We start from the raw sequence: 17,562 nt of genomic DNA, 5'->3' as shown, positions 1-17,562 counted from the left end.
CCAGATAAATAAACAGCATCTGCGGTCTCATCTACCGAGACCGTATTGTCGATATCGCATTGCCCTCAGTAAAGATTAAATATCCCTTGAATCGCCTCGGACTCAGTCGTCTTAGTCAAAGCAAGCATCAGTAGAATCCGTGCCTTATTGTCCTGCTGTCCCCGGGACACAATGGCAGAAAACGGATAGTCAGGCGCCGACACGATGCGCCCCTTTGGTACCCGTGAGGTAACAACAATCGGAATTCCACGCCTAGATATGCTGCTCAGTCCCGCCAGCATTCCGGCGCTCATGCGGCCACCTGCGAATGTGCGAACCACTAAGCCGTCCATGGGCAATTCTCCAAAATGCTTCACAACTGCCTCATCCAGACCAGTAAAGTCACTTAAGACCAAGACCGTTGGCAAGGTGCTGACAGCCGAGACGTCAAATTCTGACGCTAGGGTATGCGGCTGCAAGCTGCGGTGATAAAAACGAACGCCGTCGGGGTCAACGGCACCCAGATGCCCAACATTTACCCCGTCAAAAGTCTGGACGCGACGATTGTCGGTCTTCCAGACATCGCGGGCAGCACTGATGTCTTCATTCATTGCAACAAGGATGCCCTGGCCTATCGCCTCATCGCTGATTGCCACGCGAACCGCATTGATAAGATTTGCAGGTCCATCCGCCGACACTTCGTTTGACGATCTCATTGAGCCCACGAGCACCACAGGCCGCTTCGATTGCACTGTTAGATTCAGAAAGTAAGCGGTTTCTTCCAGCGTATCGGTGCCATGGGTGATGACAATGCCCGCCAGCTGCTCGTCGCTGGCAAAGATCTCATTGATCCGTCTGGCTAAACGCAACCAGTGGTCCGGCGTCACTTTGGATGATCCAATGACGCTAAATTCCTCAACGCTAACCTGGGCATAGTCCAACAGCTGAGGAACCGCTTGCACAAGCTCTGGCCCGCGTATCAGCGGGGCATCGCTGCGACTCGCGATGGTGCCGCCGGTGGTCAGAATAAGAACGCGTGGCTTTGTTGTGGCGCCGTCTTTGGCAGCAACCAGTCCCGCACACAGAAGAAGAACCAAGACTATCGTTGTTTTCATTGTCTGCATCCGCCTGTACGGTCGCCCCGCAAAACCGGGGCATAAAAAAACCCGCAGACACTTACCTGCGGGTTTTTAATATCGATCTTTAAAAAGTGACAATCAAGGCACTTTTGAACTGCTGCTTTATCGAGCAGTTCCACGCGCGCCAAAACGCTTCTTAAAGCGATCTACACGGCCGCCGCTATCTACGATCTTCTGCTTGCCGGTAAAGAACGGGTGGCAATTAGAGCAGACGTCAATATTGAAGTCCTGACCCAAAGTAGAGCGGGTTTGAATTGTGTTGCCACAGCTACAGGTCGCTTTCACGTCCTCGTAACGGGGATGAATATCAGCTTTCATGTGTATCTCCAGTATGTTGATGCCGCCACCCGAACCCACACGCACGTCTGTTTTGACAGTGTCGCGCTATGCCGAGCACCGCATCCGGGAGTCACCACCCCTGGGGGAGGCAAACGGGGCGCGGAGTTTAGCAGAATCCGCCGGCGACGCAATACGGCTGTAGCAGTGGACGACAATAGCTCAGATTAGCGCTTCGGTCAGGTCACTGCTTTGCTATGCTCGCCTCATCGTGACTCAATCCAACAAACCTATCGTTCTGCGACTGGCGGCTCCCGTGCCCCTGCGCCGACCGTTCGACTACCTTGCTCCTGAGGACCTGAGCCCCGAGTTGCTCAGACCGGGTATACGTTTACGCGTGCCCTTTGGCAGCCGGGAAATCACCGCTGTGCTTATGCAAACCGTTGATGAGTCCAGCGTCGACGAAAAACAGCTCCGCGCGGCAAACAGCGTTCTGGACGATGAGCCTCTATTGGGGCCCAGCATCATGGCTTTGTGCAGTTGGGCGGCGGACTACTACCAGCACCCGGTAGGTGAGGTTTTTAGTGCCGCACTGCCCAAGACACTGCGCGATGGCAAAGGCCTCTCAGAAACTCACTGGCGCCTAACAGTCCGGGGGAAGGGGCTGCCAGAAGGCGCCCTGAGTCGCGCGCCCTCCCAGGCAAAAGCCCTCGCTTTACTGCAAAACGGCGAGCAGGCACCCGCGTCACTCAGTGAAGCCGGGGTTTCCAGCGCCGTGCTGCGAGAACTGGCATCCAAAGAACTCATTGAGCGCTGCCGCGGCACAACTAAAGCACCCAACCCGGGACTCAAAGAAAGCGGGCCCACACTGGGAGAAGAGCAAGCTCAAGCGCTGGCCGCCGTGACACTGGGTGAGTTCAGCGTTCATTTACTCCAGGGCGTTACCGGCAGCGGCAAGACCGAGGTGTATTTACGCCTCATCGCCGCCTGCCTTGAGCGTGGCGATCAGGCACTGGTGCTGATCCCAGAGATCGGCTTGACGCCCCAAACGGTCGAGCGTTTTGAAGCACGCTTTAAAACACCGGTAGCGGTACTACATTCGGGCATGGCCGATGGCCAACGATTCGCCGCCTGGCAGGCTGCCCAATGCGGCAGCGCAGGCATTGTCATGGGTACGCGCTCTGCGATTTTTACACCGCTTGCGCGTCCCGGACTTATCGTTGTGGACGAGGAGCATGACGGCTCCTATAAACAGCAGGATGGTTTTCGGTATTCCGCGCGGGATGTAGCCGTCAAACGAGCGCAGTTGGAGGCTTGCCCGGTGATCCTTGGTAGTGCCACGCCCTCTTTAGAATCTCTGGAGAACGCACGCCGGGGCCGCTACCAGCATCACTTTCTTCGCGGACGCCAAGGTGGCGGCGAGTTACCCATGCTGCAAACCTTGGATTTACGGGGTCTACACCTTAACGCTGGAATCAGCGATTACCTCTTGGCAGCCATTCGCGACACCGTAGAGACCCAGGGTCGTCAGGCGCTGCTATTTCTTAATCGCCGGGGCTTTGCACCGACGCTTCAATGTCACGACTGTGGCTGGGTAGCCGGCTGCGATCACTGTGATGCACGGCTCACGGTACATCTGCGCAAACGCTGCCTGCGCTGTCACCATTGCGCGGCGCAGCGAGCCCTGCCGCCCCAATGTCCGGATTGCGGCGGCAGGTCATTACTCACCCATGGCTTGGGCACAGAGCAAACCGAGGAATTTTTAAACACCGTGCTGCGCTGCCCTGTACATCGCGTGGACAGCGACGCTATGCGCGGCGTGGACGCGATGCAGTCGCTGCTGGAGGTGGCCCAGGGTGAAGAGCCCTGTGTCATCCTCGGCACACAGATGCTCACCAAGGGCCACCACTTCCCTGCGGTGCAACTGGTGGGGGTAATCGACGCGGACGCTTTGCTTTACAGCGCGGATTTTCGCGGCGAAGAGCGCATGGCGCAGCTGGTGGTACAGGTAGCGGGGCGCGCGGGCCGGGAGGCCAGCGGTGGCAAAGTTCTCATACAGACTCACTATCCCGATGATCCATTGTTTGAATCTCTGCGCGATGGACACTTTGAGGCCATCACTACTTCATTACTGGAGAAGCGCCGCTCCTCGGGCCTGCCGCCCTTTGGTCAGTTAATGCTCCTGCGCAGCGATGCGCGGGACGAGCGCGATGGCGAGGCCTTTTTACGGGCGGTACAACGCGAGGCCCAGCAATATCTACCCAAGGATTGTCAGTTGATCGGCCCCTTGCCTTCAGCCATGCCACGCCGTGCTGGACGCTTTCGCTGGCAATTGTGGTGTATCGCGGCATCCCGGCGAAGTGCATTGGCCGCGGCCCATCTCTTGGTGGATCGCGCAGAGACCCTTAAAAAGCCCCGGGAGCTCAGCTGGTTTATCGATATAGATCCCAGCGACGTTTTGTAAACGATAAGGCAGGCAAATCTGGCAAAGGCGCGGGTGAAGCGGGATAATGCGCGGGCACGCCCTTTGCGGCGCATCGTCTACGGAACCAGTTCATGAAAGATACCGTTGCCGCACTTCTAGGTGAGGCACTACAAACCATCATTAGCGCACGAGGTGCCGAGATCAGCGCACCGGCGATTCAGGTAGAGCGCACTCGCGACGCCGCCCATGGTGATCTTGCCAGCAACATCGCCTTAGCTGCAGCCAAACTTTTAAAAATGCCGCCTCGGGAGCTTGCCCAGGCGATTTGCGATGCCCTACCCGAGAACACAGCGATCGATCGCACAGAGATCGCAGGCCCGGGCTTTATCAACTTCTTTTTATCCAAAGATAGCCAAGCTGCCGTCCTCCAGCAGGTGCTTCGCCAGGGCGCCAAGTTCGGGCATAACGACAGCGGCGCCGGACGCAAGGTGCAGGTGGAGTTTGTCTCGGCCAATCCCACGGGCCCACTCCACGTGGGTCACGGACGCGGTGCTGCCGTGGGCGACACGCTTGCGCGTATTTTGGATGCCTGTGGCTGGGAAGTGGTTCGCGAGTTCTACTACAACGATGCCGGCGCTCAAATCAATAATCTAGGCCTCTCGGTACAGGCTCGCTGCAAGGGCATGAGTCCCGACGACGAGGGCTGGCCCGATGATGGATATCGAGGGGACTATATTACGGAGCTTGCTCAGGCTTATCTTGCCGGTGAGAGCGTAGAGGCCAGCGACAAATCTGTTACTGCAGCCGGTGATGCGGATGACCTTGCTGCCATTCGTGAATTTGCCGTGGCCTGGTTACGCCGGGAGCAGGATCTGGATCTGCAGAGCTTTGGCGTGGCTTTCGATGTCTTTTTTCTTGAGTCTTCGCTGTACGAATCCGGCGAAGTAGAAACTACCGTCGAGCGCCTCATAGAAAGTGGCAACACCTACGTTCAGGATGACGCTCTGTGGCTGCGCACCACCAACTTTGGTGACGACAAAGACCGGGTGATGCGCAAGCAAGATGGTGGATACACCTATTTTTTGCCGGACGTTGCCTACCACCTCAACAAATGGCGCCGCGGATTCGAGCGGGTCATCAACGAACAGGGCGCAGACCATCACAGCACCGTCACCCGGGTTCGCGCCGGCTTGCAGGCTTTGGGCGAAGGTATCCCCCAAGGCTGGCCGGAGTACGTTCTGCATCAGATGGTGACGGTGATGCGCGACGGACAGGAGGTCAAGCTGTCCAAGCGTGCCGGCAGCTATCTCACCCTGCGTGATCTGATTAATGAAGTGGGACGCGATGCCACGCGGTACTTTCTGGTGGCGCGCTCTCCCAACTCCCAGCTCACTTTCGATATCGACCTGGCGCTATCGCAGTCCAATGACAACCCGGTGTTCTACATTCAGTACGCCCACGCGCGAGTTTGCAGCGTGCGACGCAAATTCCTTGAGCAAGGACTCTCTGTTGACCTCAACCTGGAGACGGTTGCACTGGAGCGTCTGGTGGAATCGCAGGAAATCGAAGTTCTCAAGCAGCTTGCCCGCTTTCCCGAGATTGTCGTCAGAGCCGGAGCCAGCGCCGAGCCCCAGCAGATCGCCAACTACTTGCGTGAGCTTGCCGGAGAGTTTCATGCGTACTACAACGCCCACAAAGTGCTTGTCGATGACGCTGAGCTACGCAGCGCCCGACTCGCACTCACATCGGGCGTAGGCCAGGTTATTGCCAATGGCCTGGACCTGCTGGGCGTATCTGCGCCAGAGAGTATGTAAGCCTTTATGGCACAGCAGCGAAAAAGCAGTCGCGGCGCCAGCCGCCAGAATGCGCCCAGCCAAAGCGGCAGTGGTCTGCGCTGGTACGGGGCAGGCGTGGCTAGCGGTTTGTTCCTCGCGTTCATGCTGTATCTCGTCACCTTGCCACCTGAGGGCGGAGCCGAGCCGGTCCCGCAAGTGGCGTCAGGTCCCTCGGTGACAACAGTAGAACCGGAGTACGAATTTTTTGAGGTCCTGCCCAATCAGGAAATGACCGTGGATGTAGACCCGGCGGACATTCCCAAGCCCCGCAGCGCAGGCACCGGGAAGCAATATTTATTGCAGGCGGGCTCTTTTCGCCAGGCCGCAGATGCCGACCGTCGTCGCGGAGAGCTATTACTTTTGGGTCTTAATCCTCGCGTGGAAGATACCCAAGGTGACACCGGACGCTGGTTTCGCGTCGTTCTGGGACCTTTTGACAGTCGTTCGGCCATGGCCAAAGCGCGCAGCATGACGGCTCAGCAAGACATCGACACGCTTCTGATTCAGCGCAATCGCGGCTAGAGGCGCCCGGCCTGCCCAAGGTCGACAGGGCATCAGCGCTTGAAGTTACGCACCACGCCCCCATAACTCGAACTCACGCGCCAAGGAAATCACCGTGGAACAATTCAGAGGCACCACCATTTTATGTGTGCGCCGGGGCAACAGCGTTGTCGTTGGCGGAGACGGACAAGTCTCCATGGGCAACACCATCATGAAGGGCAACGCCCGAAAAGTACGTCGTCTTTACAAGGATCAGGTGCTGGCAGGCTTTGCCGGCGGTACTGCCGACGCCTTCACCCTGTTTGAGCTATTTGAAGCCCAGCTGGAAAAACATAACGGGCAACTCGTTCGTGCCGCGGTAGAGCTTGCAAAAGCCTGGCGTACCGAGCGGTCCCTGCGCCAGCTCGAAGCACTGCTCGCGGTTGCCGACAAAGAAACCTCCCTGGTTATATCCGGCAACGGTGATGTCATCGAGCCCGAAAACAATCTCATCGCCATCGGCTCCGGTGGTTCATTTGCTCAGGCTGCGGCGATGGCTCTGCTGGACAACACCGAGCTCAGTGCCCGCGAGATCGTTGAAAAAAGTCTGGGCATCGCCGCGGACATCTGCATCTACACCAATGAGCAGCGCACCATCGAGCAGCTCGACTACGAGACGGATCAATAACATGTCAAACATGACTCCCCGGGAGATTGTCCACGAGTTGGATAAGCACATTATTGGCCAGCAGGACGCCAAGCGCGCCGTAGCCAATGCCCTGCGCAGCCGCTGGCGACGCATGCAGGTAGAAGAAACCCTGCGCGCCGAAATTACGCCCAAAAATATCCTGATGATTGGCCCTACGGGCGTGGGCAAGACCGAAATTGCACGTCGCCTCGCCAAGCTGGCTAACGCGCCCTTCGTAAAGGTAGAAGCCACTAAATTCACCGAAGTTGGCTATGTTGGGCGCGATGTTGAGTCTATCGTGCGTGATCTTGTAGAAATGTCGGTAAAGATGCTTCGTGAGCAGGCCATCGAAAAGATGCGTTTTAGAGCCGAAGAAGCCGCAGAAGAACGCATTCTTGATATTTTGCTACCCGGCGCCCGAGACCCCAAGGGCGACGCGGCAGGTCAGGGCGATGGCACGCGTCAGCTGTTACGTAAAAAGCTCCGGGAGGGCGATCTGGACGAAAAAGAGATCGACCTTGAACTATCCACACCAAGCAACGTCGAGATCAGTGCGCCGCCGGGCATGGAAGAAATGACCAGCCAGCTTCAAAGCATGTTCTCCAACATGGCTCGCTCCCAGCCCAAAACGCGCCGACTGCCCATCAAGGCAGCACTTGCAGCGCTTTGCGATGAAGAGGCAGCCAAACTGGTCAATGAAGATGACATCAAACAAAGCGCCCTGCAGGCAGCCGAACAAAACGGCATCGTATTTATCGACGAGCTGGACAAGGTAGCAAAGCGCGGCGAAACCGCTGGCGCAGACGTGTCTCGTGAAGGCGTTCAGCGGGATTTGCTGCCGCTGATCGAAGGTTGCACGGTCAGCACCAAGTACGGAATGATCAAAACAGACCATATTCTGTTTATCGCCTCGGGGGCGTTTCATCTATCCAAGCCATCGGACCTGATCCCGGAACTGCAGGGTCGAATGCCCATCCGCGTAGAGCTTGCAGCGCTATCGCCGGAGGACTTTCGCCGTATTCTTGTGGAGCCAGATGCTGCTTTGACACGGCAGTATTCGGCGCTGCTGGCAACCGAGGGCATGACTTTGGAGTTCACCAAGGACGGCATCGGGCGCATCGCCGAACTTGCCTGGCAACTTAATGAGAGTACCGAAAATATTGGCGCCCGGCGTCTGCACACGGTGATGGAGCGACTTCTGGAAGACGCGTCCTTCAGCGCTGCCGATGACGGTCTCAGCGCAAGCGTTCTGGCAGTCGATGCCGCTTATGTCGATTCACAACTTTCTGATCTGGTCATGGATGAAGATCTGTCCAGATTCATTCTCTGATCAGCCATGAGTGACTCTCCCCGCCCGATCAACATCCGTCTGCGCAAACAATCGCGCGTTCTGGAGCTTGATTACCCCGACGCCCAGAGCTACAGCCTTAGCTGGGAGTATCTGAGGGTGTACTCACCCTCCGCCGAGGTGCGGGGACATCACGCCTCGCAGGCAGTTCTGCAAACTGGCAAGCGTGACGTGGGCGTCATCGATATAAAGCCCGTGGGTCACTATGCCTTACAGCTGGTGTTTGACGACGGCCACGATAGCGGCCTGTATTCCTGGGACTACCTTTATCGTCTGTGCTCTCAACAGAGCGAGCTTTGGCAGGCATACCTGGATGATATGACCGAAGCCGGCGCGTCTCGGGATCCCCACACGCAGGTTTTGCACTTCGAGCCTTAAATCGCCCTCAAAGTCGCAAGCAATCCGGGCTGACAATCGATCTTCACAAGGACTGTTTCCAAGGACACGACAAGCTACAATGCGCCCTCGCAGTTGGGATGCAGAGCATGAGCGAAGAAGACACTACGCACTTTGGTTACCGCGACGTCAAAACCGACGAAAAGGCCGGTATGGTTCGGGGCGTTTTTGATTCGGTAGCCAGTCGCTACGACGTCATGAATGATTTGATGTCTGCGGGGGTTCACCGCATATGGAAACGCTTCACCATCGAGCTGTCCGGTGTGCGGCGCGGAAACCGCGTCCTGGATATTGCCGGAGGCACCGGCGACCTGGCTGCCAAGTTTGCACCCATGGTGGGGGACGAGGGCGAAGTCGTACTCGCCGATATTAATGCCAGCATGCTACGCGTGGGCCGGGATCGTCTGCTGGACATGGGGGTGCGCGGCAATCTTCACTATGTGCAGGCCGACGCGCAGTTTTTGCCCTTCCCGGACGATCACTTTGACTGCATCACCATCGCCTTTGGGCTGCGCAATGTCACCGACAAGGATCTGGCTCTGCGCTCCATGCTGCGCATACTCAAGCCCGGCGGCCGTCTGCTGGTGCTGGAGTTTTCAAAACCACGCAACCCTCTGCTGAGCAAAGCCTACGATGCCTATTCCTTTGGTGTTCTACCCTTTATGGGCAGACTGGTCGCCGGTGACGCCGAGAGCTATCAGTATCTGGCAGAGTCCATCCGCATGCATCCGGATCAGGAAACACTCAAACAAATGATGGAAGACGCGGGATTTGCCCGCTGTGACTTCCACAATATGACCGGCGGCGTAGTCGCGGTTCATCGCGGTTTCAAAAGCTAGGCATGTCTGATATTCGTATGCCCACGCTCCATACTGCGGGATTGGCCGCCGCAGAAGCTGCCGCCAATGCAGCACTGCGCCTGTCGCCCCACAGCATTGAAGCGCTCAAGCCTATCGCAGGACGAGTGTTAGCGCTTGAGTGCACACGTCCGGCGATTACTCTTTATATTCACAGTGAAGCGAACGGTGAGCTGCGCCTGCAGGGTGTTCATGATGGCCCTGTGGCAACGCGGGTGACCGGCACAGCCCAGGATTTTGCAAGCCTGGCTCAAGCCGCAGATCCTGCAGCGGCGCTCATCAATGGCGGCATTCAGTTAGAGGGTAATAGCAGCACGCTCCTTGATATGCAGCGGGTCTTTAATGATCTGGATATTGATTGGGAGGCGCCGCTGGTGTCTGGCCTTGGCGATGTTGCGGGCCATCAGTTGGCGGGCATGCTTAGCGCTGCGTTTCACTGGTCGCGGCAATCCGGCGACAACCTCCGGCGGCAACTGGAAGAGTTCGCCATCGAAGAAGCACGTCTTGCCCCGCCCAGACTCGCTCTGGAGCATTTTTACGAGGACGTGCAACATCTTAGCGAACGCAGCGAGCGTCTTGCGCAGCGTGTAGAACGCCTGCGACTGCGCCTAGAGCGCCTGCGCCCCGCCTGATGTCCAGCCTCCTTCGCAGCATCGAAATCATGCGCGTAGCGGGACGCTACCGCTTGGACGAACTACTCCCTGAGCAAGCTCGGCATCGCGTAATTAGCCCCCTGCTCCGACTCAACCCCTGGCGTATCGGTAGTTGCGAAGGCACCCGGGGCGAGCGCCTGCGTCGGGCGTTAGAAGAGCTCGGTCCGGTATTTATCAAGTTCGGCCAGATGCTGTCTACTCGCCGGGATTTGCTGCCCACTGACATCGCCGACGAACTCGCGCTCCTGCAGGACCAGGTACCTCCGTTTGATTCCCAGATCGCGGTAGACCTTATCGAAACAGCGCTGGGCGGCAATGTTTCCATGCTGTTTGAACGTTTTGATCGCGAACCGCTGGCCTCGGCATCTGTGGCGCAGGTACACAGCGCCCGGACCCGGGACGGTCGCGAGGTGGTGGTCAAAGTTATTCGCCCGGACATCGAGCCGGTGATTCGCAAAGACATGGCCTTGCTGGCCATGATCGCGCGCTTTATTGAGCGCTGGCTCAAAGACGGTCAGCGACTGCGACCGGTAGAGGTAGTGCGGGACTACCGACACACGATCCTGGACGAGCTGGATCTGGGGCGAGAGGCGGCGAACGCATCACAGCTGCGGCGCAACTTTGCCGATGGCGCTCTGGTTTATGTACCTGAGGTTTTCTGGGACTATAGCCGTCGCAATGTCATGGTAATGGAGCGTATTTACGGCATTCCAGTCACCGATATAGACGCCTTACGAGCCAAAGAGGTTGACCTGAAAGTACTGGGCGAACGCGGCGTAGAGATTTTCTTTACCCAGGTTTTTCGAGACAGCTTCTTCCATGCCGATATGCACCCCGGGAACATCTTTGTCGACGCCTCAGACCCCAGGGACCCGCGCTACATCGCCATTGACTGCGCCATCATCGGCTCCTTAAGCGAAGCAGATCAGTATTATCTGGCACGCAATCTCCTGGCGATCTTCCGCCGGGACTACCACGAAGTTGCGCAGCTGCATGTAGAGTGCGGCTGGGTACCACCGGATACCCGTGTGCAGGATTTTGAGTCGGCAATGCGCGCTGTCTGCGAGCCGGTTTTTGAGCGTCCTATCGCCGAGATCTCTTTCGGGCAGTTGCTGGTCTACTTGTTTCAAACCGCAGCCCGCTTCGATATGCAGGTGCAGCCTTCACTGGTGCTCTTGCAAAAGACCCTCCTCAACATTGAGGGTCTTGGCCGTCAGCTCTATCCACAGCTGAATCTTTGGGACACCGCCATGCCCTTCCTCGAGAAATGGGTGAATGAACGCTACTCCCCCCAGAGCATGATTAAACGCTTGCAGCAGCACGCCCCAACCTGGCTGGAGCAGCTGCCGCAGCTGCCCGAAGCGCTCATGGAAAATCTCCAGAGTCAGCGGGGCGATCAGAAGCGCAATGCCCAGCTACTCGTCGCAGAGCGTGAAAACCGTCGAAAAAGCCATACCCGAGCGCGACGTCGATACCTCGCGGCCATGGTATGTGTGCTCGCCGCCAGCGCAGCACTTCCGCCAGTGCGACAGATGCTTGAGCAAGCGCCTCCCGTGAGCTGGCTTTTACTGGCCGTGGCTGCGGGACTCGCCTGGCCAAGCCAGAGCGTCTAGATCGCTGCGTCTGCCCCAGCTTATGCGATAATCCCGCGCCTAATGAAAGATTCAGACAGTCCAAGCTATATCGATGAGGTCCTGTGGAACAAAGACGGCCTTGTTCCTGCGATAGCAAAAGACTGGAAGACCGGTAAGGTACTCATGATGGCCTGGATGAGCGCAGAGTCTTTGCGCTGTACCGTCGAAGAAGGTCGCGCGGTGTATTGGTCCCGGTCCCGCCAGGCACTGTGGCGCAAAGGCGAGAGCTCAGGAAACACCCAACGGCTCAAAGCGCTTCGTCTGGACTGCGATGGAGACACTCTCCTGCTGGAGGTAGAGCAGCTTGGAGGGATGGCTTGTCACACGGGTAGGGAACATTGTTTCTACCGCGAGCTGACAGACGGCGAGTGGCAAACGGTAGAGCCGGTGCTTAAGGACCCGAAAGAGATTTATGAAACAGGTAGCTAAAGAGGCAGCGAATAACGAGGTTCTAGGTGCTCTGGATAGTGTTCTTCAGGAGCGTAGAACCGCGTCCGGCGACAGCTCCTATGTAGCGAGCCTCTACGAAAAGGGTCTCAACAAGATCCTCGAGAAGGTTGGCGAAGAGGCGGCGGAAGTTATTATTGCGGCCAAAGATTGCAAAGGCGCAGAGGGCCAGGATGCCCTGCTGGGTGAAGTAGCGGACCTTTGGTTCCACACCATGGTCTTGCTGGCGCAGCAGAATCTGTCATCAGCAGATGTGCTGGTAATTTTAGAAGAGCGTTTTGGATTGTCGGGTCATATTGAGAAGGCCACACGAACCAGGTCTTAGACACGAGCGCAAACAGAATCAGGAATTTCATAAGTAGCAGGCCAATCACACCGACAGCCTGCTGCAGTAAAAGGAGATAGTCATGGGATTGGGTGGAATTAGTATTTGGCAGTTACTTATTATTCTCGCCATCGTGGTCATGCTCTTCGGCACCAAGCGTTTACGCAGCCTGGGCTCAGACCTTGGCAGCGCGGTGAAGGGCTTTCGCAGCAGCATGCAGGATGAGGGTGCTGACAAGGCTGGCGAAGACGATGAGTCCGACACCAGTGAAAATACAAAGGAAAAGAGTGACGTTTAGTTTTTAGTCGCCGCTCTAATCATTTAACAAAACAGTAGCCTCGTATGTTTGATATCGGCTTTGCCGAACTTTTGATTATCGGTGTCGTCGCCCTGATCGTGATCGGGCCGGAGCGCTTGCCCGATGCTGTTCGCACGGCAAGCGCCTGGCTCAACCGCATCCGGCGTGGATTTAACGACATCAAGCAGGAAGTTCAGCAGGAGCTACACAACGACGCAGTGATGAAGGATCTGCGGAGCCTGCGCGATACTGGCGAAGAATTACGCAAAGAGACTAAAGCCCTGAGTTCAGATTTTGTGGCTGGCCTGAACGTGCCGGATATCTCCGGCACCGCTGGCAGCACAGAAGCCCAAGAGCCCAGCGACACAACCCAAGCGGATAACAAATCCGGTGACTGACAGCGCAGAAGACACTCCGTTACCGCTTATCGCGCATCTTACCGAGCTGCGGGATCGGCTTTTGCGGTCGATTCTTGCCGTGCTCATAGTCTTTATTGTGTTGTTTCCCTTTGCCAACGACATCTATGGCTTTGTCTCAAAACCCTTGCGGGAGTTGCTGCCAGACAACGCGACCATGATCGCCACAGACGTCGCCTCGCCGTTTCTTACCCCCTTCAAACTCACGCTGTTTACCGCGCTCTTCATCGCCATTCCCTACGTCTTGTTCCAGATCTGGTCGTTTATTGCACCAGGCATGTATCGTCAGGAAAAACGTTTTGCGCTGCCGGTACTTGCAAGCTCAGTGTTGCTGTTTTACTTCGGCGCGGCCTTTGCCTACTTTGTTGTTTTTCCGCTGATCTTTGCGTTTTTTACCAGCGTAGGACCAGACGACATCGCCATCATGACGGATATCAACCGTTACCTGGACTTCGTGCTCAAGCTGTTTTTTGCTTTTGGTTTAGCTTTTGAAATACCCATCGCAGCGCTTATCGCTATATGGGCTGGAATCACAACACCCGAAGACTTAGGTCGCAAACGGCCATACATCATTGTCGGATGCTTTGTTTTCGGCATGTTGCTTACCCCGCCAGACGTCATTTCTCAGGCCTTGCTCGCGATCCCTATGTGGCTGCTGTTTGAAGCCGGTGTCATCGCTGGGCGGCTATTACTGAAGCGAAAGTCACAACAAGAACAATAAATATCGCAGCTTGAGCGCACCTTCCAGGGCGCTACACTGTCGATCACCATTACCATCTTTAGTTTCGGACACATCACGATGAATAGAGTCCTATCTGCTGCCTGCCTGAGTCTTGTGCTAGCGCTTTTAAGTCCCAGCTTGCTTTGGGCACAGGAAGAAACACAAAACTCTGCAGAAGACGCGGCTGAAGTCACCAACATGCGCGAAGTTCTGGAGTCCGAAAAGAAGGCCGAAGAGCTCATCAGGGAAAAAACCGCAGAGCTTGCCGGAAACGAGGAGCTCCCGCGTACACCCCTTCAGTTACTCGTTGTGATGTCAGATGCCTTCCAACGCCAGGACATGGAAAGGGCCGCAAGCTATCTGGACACGCGTTATTTGCCGGATGACTTCGAAGACTGGCCACCAACTGATCTTATGAATGCGCTGCGCATTGTTTTCAATCAGCAGAACATCATAGACATCACTGAAATGAGCGATCTGCCCGAGGGCATGCTTGATGACGGCCTGCCCGCGTACCGCGATCTCCTTGGATTTGTTACGAAAGATAACGGCGACGCGGTGCCTATCTACTTGCAGCGGATTCCCGATGGCCAGGGCGACAAGATTTGGAAGATTTCCAACGCCAGCGTTGCCCAGATTCCCGACCTGTGGGCTGACCTGGGTTACGGCCCCCTTGCCGTTTGGCTTGAAACACACCTTCCAAACTACACGGTCGCCGGACTACAAAGTTGGCAACTCATCGCAGGCGCTATTTTTCTGGTCGCCGCCTGGTACCTCTCTTTATTGGCAAGCTACCTCTTGATGCGAGTAGTGCTGCTGATACCCAATCGCTTCCCTCTGGGTATTGAGAGCTTCTTTAGAGGCTCGCTGCGAATCTTTTTGTTTCTGGCGTTCTTCCGCATGCTCATGGACCAACTGGCTTTATCCTTAACGGCCAGGGTTTATCTCAACTCTTCCGGTCTGGATTACGTTGCGTTTTCGATTCTTCTTCTTGGCGCTATTTCTCTGCTTCGGGACTACAACATCAGGCGCCTGGAGCGCGCGGGCAATCGGCAATATGTCGCCCTGCTCAAGCCTTTTACGACCATCGTCAAGTTTGTAATGCTTATGGTGATAGGTCTGGTCTGGGCTGAGCGCGCTGGCTACAACATGTCGACTATTATTGCTGGTCTGGGCGTTGGCTCTCTCGCTGTTGCACTGGCAGCGCAAAAGACTCTGGAGAACGTCATCGGAGCAATCACGCTGTACACAGCACGGCCAGTCAACCCCGGCGATCTGTGTCGCTTTGGCAACATCGTCGGTGTCGTAGAGGAGATCGGGCTTCGCTCAACCATGATCCGAACGCTCAACCGCACCATGCTGGCCGTACCTAACTCCGTCTTCTCATCGGTAGAGGTAGAAAACTTCAGTCATCGTGACCGAATTCGTTATTACCAGCATATTGAACTGCAGATGGCCACAGCCGATCAGCTCAGGGTAATCCTTGGAAGACTTCGAGAACTGTTCCTGTCCCACGCCGATGTGATGCAGGAAACCGTGAGCATTCGTCTGGAGAAAGTGGCCGCCGCTAACGCGGTGATTCGCATAGACGCCGGAATCAGCACTACGGACTACCAATACTTTCTTGCCACAGCCGAGGACCTGAACCTGCGAATGATCGAATTGGTACACGCAGCGGGTGCGGTGTTCAGTGGTCCGGGTCAGGTTTTACAGGTTCGGGACTTTTATCGGGCATCGGATGAAAAAATGGCCGAAGTGCAGTCACAGCTCGAAAGCTGGAAGGCCGAAGAGACGCTGCCTTTCCCGGATTACACCGAAGCCGAAAAAGCGGCATTGCGCGAGACCATTGACCTCCCGAGACGAGGGCACCCGTCCTGAATACTCCAGAGGAAAAAGCCAGCTCTACCATGGGCCCACTGAGGGCCCTGATTGTTCGATTGTCTCCCTATCGCTGGCGACTTGTGGCTGCAGCGATAGCGCTTGTGTTTACCGCGGGGGCAACGCTCACCCTGGGCAAAGGTATTCAGATACTCATCGACCGCGGCTTTGGCGGTAATGACCCCGGGGCTCTGGGCGAAGCGGTGGGTGTTGTGATGCTCATCACTACGGCAATCGCCATTGGTACCTTTTTCCGTTTTTACCTGGTCTCCTGGCTGGGAGAACGCGTAAGTGCTGACCTTCGAAGCGCTGTTTTTCGCAATATCGTGCGCTTACATCCGGGATTTTTTGAAGAGAATCGTTCCGGCGAGATAATGTCGCGTTTAACCGCTGATACCACTGTTTTACAAACAATCATCGGCTCCTCCATGAGTATGGCACTGCGCAGCTCGCTGACCCTCACGGGCGCGGTGATCATGATGCTCATCACCAACTTTCAGCTGACCTTAATTATTGTTGCCACTGTTCCCATGGTGCTCTTGCCTGTGATGATTTTTGGTCGTCGGGTTCGTACGCTCTCCAGCAGCAGTCAGGACAGTGTTGCCAGTGTTGGCTCCTATGCCGGCGAGATCATTCAAAACATTCGCACGGTGCAGGGCTTTAATCGCGAAAGCGCAGAATCAGACGCCTTTGATGCAGAAGTAGAGAAGGCGTTTGTCATTGCTCGATCCCGCATACGCCAGCGGGCGTTACTCATAGCCATGGCGATCATCATTCTCTCTGGCGGCATGATCGCCATGATGTACTCCGGGGGACATGATGTTATCAGTGGGGCCATCACCGGCGGCGAACTGGCGGCCTTTATGTTCTATGCAGTGATGGTCGGTTCGGGATTTGCCACGCTTTCAGAAGTCTGGGGCGATGTGCAGCGGGCCGCGGGTGCCACAGAACGCCTTTTGGAGCTCATAGAAACCGACAGCGCGCTTGCCGATATTGGTGACCGGGAGTCCATCTCCAAAAATCCCGCGATGCTGCTTCGAGATGTTTCTTTCAGTTATCCCTCGCGTCCCGACACGCTCGCTTTAGACCATGTGTCGTTGACCATCGAAGCCGGAAAAAGCCTGGCACTGGTGGGACCATCCGGCGCCGGGAAAACCACCTTGTTTGAACTACTGCAGCGATTTTATGATCCGCAAAGTGGTGCTCTTTTACTTGATGGCATCGATCTTCGGGAGATGTCGTTAGCACAACTGCGTTCAAACCTTGCCATCGTGCCTCAGCAGCCGACGCTATTCAGTGCAGATGTTCGCTACAACATCGCCTACGGAAAGCCCGATGCCAGCGATGAAGAAATACAGGCCGCCGCTCGCCGAGCTCATGCGCACGAGTTCATTGAGGCACTACCTCAAGGCTACGGCAGCTATCTCGGGGAACAAGGCGTGAGATTATCCGGAGGTCAGCGGCAACGCATTGCCCTTGCTCGTGCCATGCTCACAGATCCCAAAGTACTGTTACTTGATGAGGCGACCAGCGCGCTGGATGCAGAGAGTGAACATCAGGTACAGCGAGCGATCAGTGAACTCATGCACGAACGCACCACGGTGATCATTGCGCATCGTCTGGCAACGATCCGGGATGCGGATTGCATCGCTGTGCTGGATGAGGGCAAAGTCGTGGCCACAGGCACTCATGAGGAACTACTGCAAAGCTCTGAATTGTATGCACGACTTGCCAAGCTGCAGTTTCGCAATGAAACCGCCTAAACCA

The 17,562-nt window shown here is 56.3% G+C and carries 18 protein-coding genes; 16 read left to right on the top strand and 2 right to left on the bottom strand.

From position 1 onward, the window contains the following. Positions 1-65: 65 nt before the first annotated feature. The gene (locus tag R0135_RS12710; protein WP_407347233.1) at positions 66-1,094 is read right to left on the bottom strand and encodes an asparaginase; all 1,029 of its coding nucleotides are present in this window, start codon (positions 1,092-1,094) and stop codon (positions 66-68) included. Between the two features lie 126 nt (positions 1,095-1,220). Continuing rightward, positions 1,221-1,436, bottom strand: coding sequence for a 50S ribosomal protein L31 (rpmE, locus tag R0135_RS12705; RefSeq protein WP_407347232.1), 216 nt, complete (start codon positions 1,434-1,436; stop codon positions 1,221-1,223). Between the two features lie 229 nt (positions 1,437-1,665). Here rpmE and R0135_RS12700 point away from each other — a divergent pair, with 229 nt between their 5' ends. From R0135_RS12700 to R0135_RS12625, 16 genes are all read left to right on the top strand, one after another. Further along, on the top strand, positions 1,666-3,858 hold the full coding sequence (locus R0135_RS12700; RefSeq protein ID WP_407347231.1) for a primosomal protein N': 2,193 nt from the start codon (positions 1,666-1,668) through the stop codon (positions 3,856-3,858). 92 nt (positions 3,859-3,950) lie between these two features. Beyond that, a complete protein-coding gene (argS, locus tag R0135_RS12695; protein ID WP_407347230.1) occupies positions 3,951-5,633 on the top strand; it encodes an arginine--tRNA ligase in 1,683 nt (560 codons plus the stop codon). Between the two features lie 6 nt (positions 5,634-5,639). Then, complete coding sequence (locus R0135_RS12690; protein WP_407347229.1) at positions 5,640-6,176, top strand: SPOR domain-containing protein; 537 nt, start codon at positions 5,640-5,642, stop codon at positions 6,174-6,176. Positions 6,177-6,270: 94 nt separating this feature from the next. After that, positions 6,271-6,822: an ATP-dependent protease subunit HslV gene (hslV, locus tag R0135_RS12685; RefSeq protein WP_407347228.1), complete on the top strand. Its 552-nt coding sequence runs from the start codon at positions 6,271-6,273 to the stop codon at positions 6,820-6,822. A gap of 1 nt (position 6,823) precedes the next feature. After that, entirely contained in the window at positions 6,824-8,152 is a 1,329-nt protein-coding gene (gene hslU / locus R0135_RS12680; protein WP_407347227.1) for an ATP-dependent protease ATPase subunit HslU, read from the top strand. A gap of 6 nt (positions 8,153-8,158) precedes the next feature. Further along, positions 8,159-8,548 (top strand): gamma-butyrobetaine hydroxylase-like domain-containing protein, encoded by a 390-nt coding sequence (locus R0135_RS12675; RefSeq protein WP_407347226.1) that lies wholly within the window; start codon positions 8,159-8,161, stop codon positions 8,546-8,548. Between the two features lie 107 nt (positions 8,549-8,655). Continuing rightward, the gene (gene ubiE, locus R0135_RS12670) at positions 8,656-9,405 is read left to right on the top strand and encodes a bifunctional demethylmenaquinone methyltransferase/2-methoxy-6-polyprenyl-1,4-benzoquinol methylase UbiE (RefSeq protein ID WP_407347225.1); all 750 of its coding nucleotides are present in this window, start codon (positions 8,656-8,658) and stop codon (positions 9,403-9,405) included. 2 nt (positions 9,406-9,407) lie between these two features. Beyond that, positions 9,408-10,055, top strand: a complete 648-nt coding sequence (locus tag R0135_RS12665) for an SCP2 domain-containing protein (protein WP_407347224.1) — start codon at positions 9,408-9,410, stop codon at positions 10,053-10,055. Beyond that, entirely contained in the window at positions 10,055-11,689 is a 1,635-nt protein-coding gene (gene ubiB / locus R0135_RS12660) for a ubiquinone biosynthesis regulatory protein kinase UbiB (RefSeq protein WP_407347223.1), read from the top strand. Before R0135_RS12665 ends, ubiB begins: the two co-directional genes overlap by 1 nt. Positions 11,690-11,731: 42 nt before the next feature. Further along, a complete protein-coding gene (gene hisI, locus R0135_RS12655; protein ID WP_407347222.1) occupies positions 11,732-12,139 on the top strand; it encodes a phosphoribosyl-AMP cyclohydrolase in 408 nt (135 codons plus the stop codon). After that, entirely contained in the window at positions 12,123-12,482 is a 360-nt protein-coding gene (locus tag R0135_RS12650) for a phosphoribosyl-ATP diphosphatase (protein ID WP_407347221.1), read from the top strand. Before hisI ends, R0135_RS12650 begins: the two co-directional genes overlap by 17 nt. An 82-nt stretch (positions 12,483-12,564) precedes the next feature. After that, entirely contained in the window at positions 12,565-12,780 is a 216-nt protein-coding gene (gene tatA / locus R0135_RS12645) for a twin-arginine translocase TatA/TatE family subunit (RefSeq protein ID WP_407347220.1), read from the top strand. A 44-nt stretch (positions 12,781-12,824) separates the two neighbouring features. Further along, positions 12,825-13,178 carry a Sec-independent protein translocase protein TatB gene (gene tatB, locus R0135_RS12640; RefSeq protein WP_407347219.1) on the top strand — a complete coding sequence of 118 codons (354 nt, stop codon included), beginning with the start codon at positions 12,825-12,827 and terminating at the stop codon, positions 13,176-13,178. Next, positions 13,171-13,917 carry a twin-arginine translocase subunit TatC gene (gene tatC, locus R0135_RS12635; protein ID WP_407347218.1) on the top strand — a complete coding sequence of 249 codons (747 nt, stop codon included), beginning with the start codon at positions 13,171-13,173 and terminating at the stop codon, positions 13,915-13,917. The genes tatB and tatC overlap by 8 nt, the downstream gene beginning before the upstream one ends. 78 nt (positions 13,918-13,995) lie before the next feature. Continuing rightward, positions 13,996-15,795 carry a mechanosensitive ion channel family protein gene (locus tag R0135_RS12630; RefSeq protein WP_407347217.1) on the top strand — a complete coding sequence of 600 codons (1,800 nt, stop codon included), beginning with the start codon at positions 13,996-13,998 and terminating at the stop codon, positions 15,793-15,795. Between the two features lie 29 nt (positions 15,796-15,824). Beyond that, positions 15,825-17,558, top strand: a complete 1,734-nt coding sequence (locus R0135_RS12625) for an ABC transporter transmembrane domain-containing protein (RefSeq protein ID WP_407347216.1) — start codon at positions 15,825-15,827, stop codon at positions 17,556-17,558. Positions 17,559-17,562: the final 4 nt, after the last annotated feature.

Source organism: Congregibacter variabilis, from assembly GCF_045689235.1.
Lineage (GTDB): Bacteria > Pseudomonadota > Gammaproteobacteria > Pseudomonadales > Halieaceae > Congregibacter > Congregibacter variabilis.
Note: the sequence above shows the minus strand (reverse complement) of the source record. Positions and strands in the feature narration are given on the sequence as shown.